This window comes from Mesorhizobium sp. M7D.F.Ca.US.004.03.1.1, assembly GCF_003998635.1.
Taxonomy (GTDB): domain Bacteria; phylum Pseudomonadota; class Alphaproteobacteria; order Rhizobiales; family Rhizobiaceae; genus Mesorhizobium; species Mesorhizobium loti.
The window spans coordinates 1-2,456 of sequence record NZ_RZQG01000869.1 but is presented as its reverse complement, the minus strand read 5'-3'; the positions used below and the strand labels follow the sequence as shown (position 1 = coordinate 2,456).

The 2,456-nt window shown below is 60.7% G+C and carries 3 protein-coding genes; all 3 read right to left on the bottom strand.

Annotated elements, in window-relative coordinates:
- On the bottom strand, nt 1-839 hold an 839-nt coding region (gene lipA, locus EN935_RS31135; RefSeq protein ID WP_127373974.1), incomplete at its 3' end, for a lipoyl synthase.
- 138 nt (nt 840-977) lie between these two features.
- Complete coding sequence (locus EN935_RS31130) at nt 978-1,235, bottom strand: GlsB/YeaQ/YmgE family stress response membrane protein (protein WP_109671323.1); 258 nt, start codon at nt 1,233-1,235, stop codon at nt 978-980.
- An 89-nt stretch (nt 1,236-1,324) separates the two neighbouring features.
- Nucleotides 1,325-2,456 (bottom strand): dihydrolipoyl dehydrogenase (gene lpdA, locus EN935_RS31125; protein WP_127373973.1); only part of this gene is annotated, 1,132 nt, incomplete at its 5' end.

Here is a 2,456-nt window from a genome sequence, read left to right as displayed (position 1 = left end):
GTCTCGAAGGACTTGAATTCCTCCGGGGTGACGAAACGGATCACCGGATGGTGCTTCTTCGACGGCTGCAGGTACTGGCCGATGGTCATGAAGTCGACATTGGCCGAACGCAGATCGTCCATCAGCTGCAGGATTTCATTTCGCTCCTCGCCCAGGCCGACCATGATGCCGGACTTGGTGAAGATCGACGGGTCGAGTTCCTTGACCCGCTGCAACAGCCGGATCGAATGGAAATAGCGGGCGCCCGGCCGAACCGTCAGATAGTTCGACGGCACGGTTTCCAGATTGTGGTTGAAGACGTCGGGCTTGGCCGCCACGACGATCTCCAGCGCGCCGTCCTTGCGCAGGAAGTCTGGCGTCAGGATTTCGATCGTCGTCAACGGCGTTGCCGCGCGGATGGCGCGGATGACCTCGGCGAAATGCTGCGCACCGCCATCGGTGAGATCGTCGCGGTCGACCGAGGTGATGACGACATGGGTCAGGCCCATCTGCTTGACGGCGTGCGCGACGCGGGCCGGCTCATCGGCATCAAGAGCTGTCGGAATGCCGGTGGCGACGTTGCAAAACGCGCAGGCGCGCGTGCAGATCTCGCCCATGATCATGAAGGTGGCGTGCTTCTTTTCCCAGCACTCGCCGATGTTGGGGCAGCCGGCCTCTTCGCAGACCGTCACCAGCTTGTGCGATTTGACGATTTCGCGCGTTTCGGCATAGCCCTTCGACATCGGCGCCTTGACGCGAATCCAGTCGGGCTTGCGCAGCACATCCTGATCAGGCTTGTGCGCCTTTTCCGGATGCCGCAAGCGCGGAGCGTTGGCGATCGTATCGAGGACAGTGACCATCGGGAAACCTGGTTCATTCGCGACCGCCAGTCAGGCGTTCGCTGTCATAAGTTCATCTAAGACTTTTTAACGCAAAGAAAAAGGCCGCGACGGCGCATGCCGCAACAGCCTTTTTCGCATAGCAGCTCTTCAGTGATGTTAACGGCGCACCAGACGCCCCGCCCAGATCAGCAGGCAGGCTCCGATAAAGCCGGTGATCAGATAGGCGGTCCAGCCGATACCGAACACACCGATGTTGAGTGCCTGGAGGATGGCGTTCAGCACGACCGCGCCGACGATACCCAAAACAATGTTCATGAAGATGCCGGTGTTGCTCTTCATGACCATTTCGGCGAGCCAGCCTGCCAGGCCGCCGATGATGATGGCTGCAATCCAGCCGACGCCATTCAGGTGCATATGCCTTCTCCTTGTGTGATGGATGAAAATGCATCCGCAAACTAAGTACCTTGCCGCCGGGTTCCATCTGTGCCAGCGCTTTCAATTTATCACGCGTTGAGCGCGCGGCCATAGGCGTCGAGCACGCTTTCCTTCATCATCTCCGACAGCGTCGGGTGCGGGAAAATGGTGTGCATCAGTTCTTCCTCGGTCGTCTCCAGGTTCATCGCCACGACAAAACCCTGGATCAGTTCGGTCACTTCGGCGCCGACCATGTGGGCGCCGAGCAGCTGGCCGGTCTTCTTGTCGAAGATGGTCTTGATGAAGCCCTGGTCCTCACCGAGCGCGATGGCCTTGCCATTGGCGGCGAACTGGAAGCGCCCGACGCGGATATCCTTGCCCTCTGCCTTGGCCTTCGCTTCCGTCAGGCCAACGGACGCGACCTGCGGATTGCAATAGGTGCAGCCGGGGATCTTGAGCTTGTCAGTGGCGTGCACGCCGGGGAAATTGGCGATTTTTTCGATGCACACCACGCCCTCATGCTCGGCCTTGTGGGCGAGCATCGGCGGGCCGGCGACGTCGCCGATGGCGTAAATGCCGGGTACATTGGTCTTACCGTAGCCGTCAATGACGATGCAGCCGCGTTCGGTCTTCACGCCGAGCGCTTCCAGCCCGAGATTCTCGATGTTGCCCTGCACGCCGACGGCCGAGATCATGCGGTCGGCGGTGATCTTCTCGACCTTGCCGTCCTTCATCTCGACATGTGCGGTGACCGAGTTGGCACCCTTCTCGACCTTGGTCACCTTGGCTTCGAGAATGATCTTCATGCCTTGCTTCTCGAACTGCTTCTGCGCGAATTTCGAGACTTCGGCGTCCTCGACCGGCATCACCGCAGGCAACAGCTCGACCACCGTCACGTCGGCGCCCATGGTGCGATAGAAGGATGCGAATTCGATGCCGATGGCGCCCGAACCCATCACCAGCAGCGACTTCGGCATTTCCGGCGGCACCATCGCCTCGAAATAGGTCCAGATCAGCTTGCCATCCGGCTCGATGCCGGGCAGCGCGCGCGGCCGCGCTCCCGTCGCCAGGATGATGTGCTTGGCGGTGTAGGTGCCCTCGCCCTTGACGCCTTTCGGCACCGGCGGCTGCGGCTCCATCGGCTTCTTGGCCGTCTTTGACACGACGATTTCGCCGGGTTTCGAGAGCTTGGCCTCGCCCCAGATGACGTCGACCTTGTTC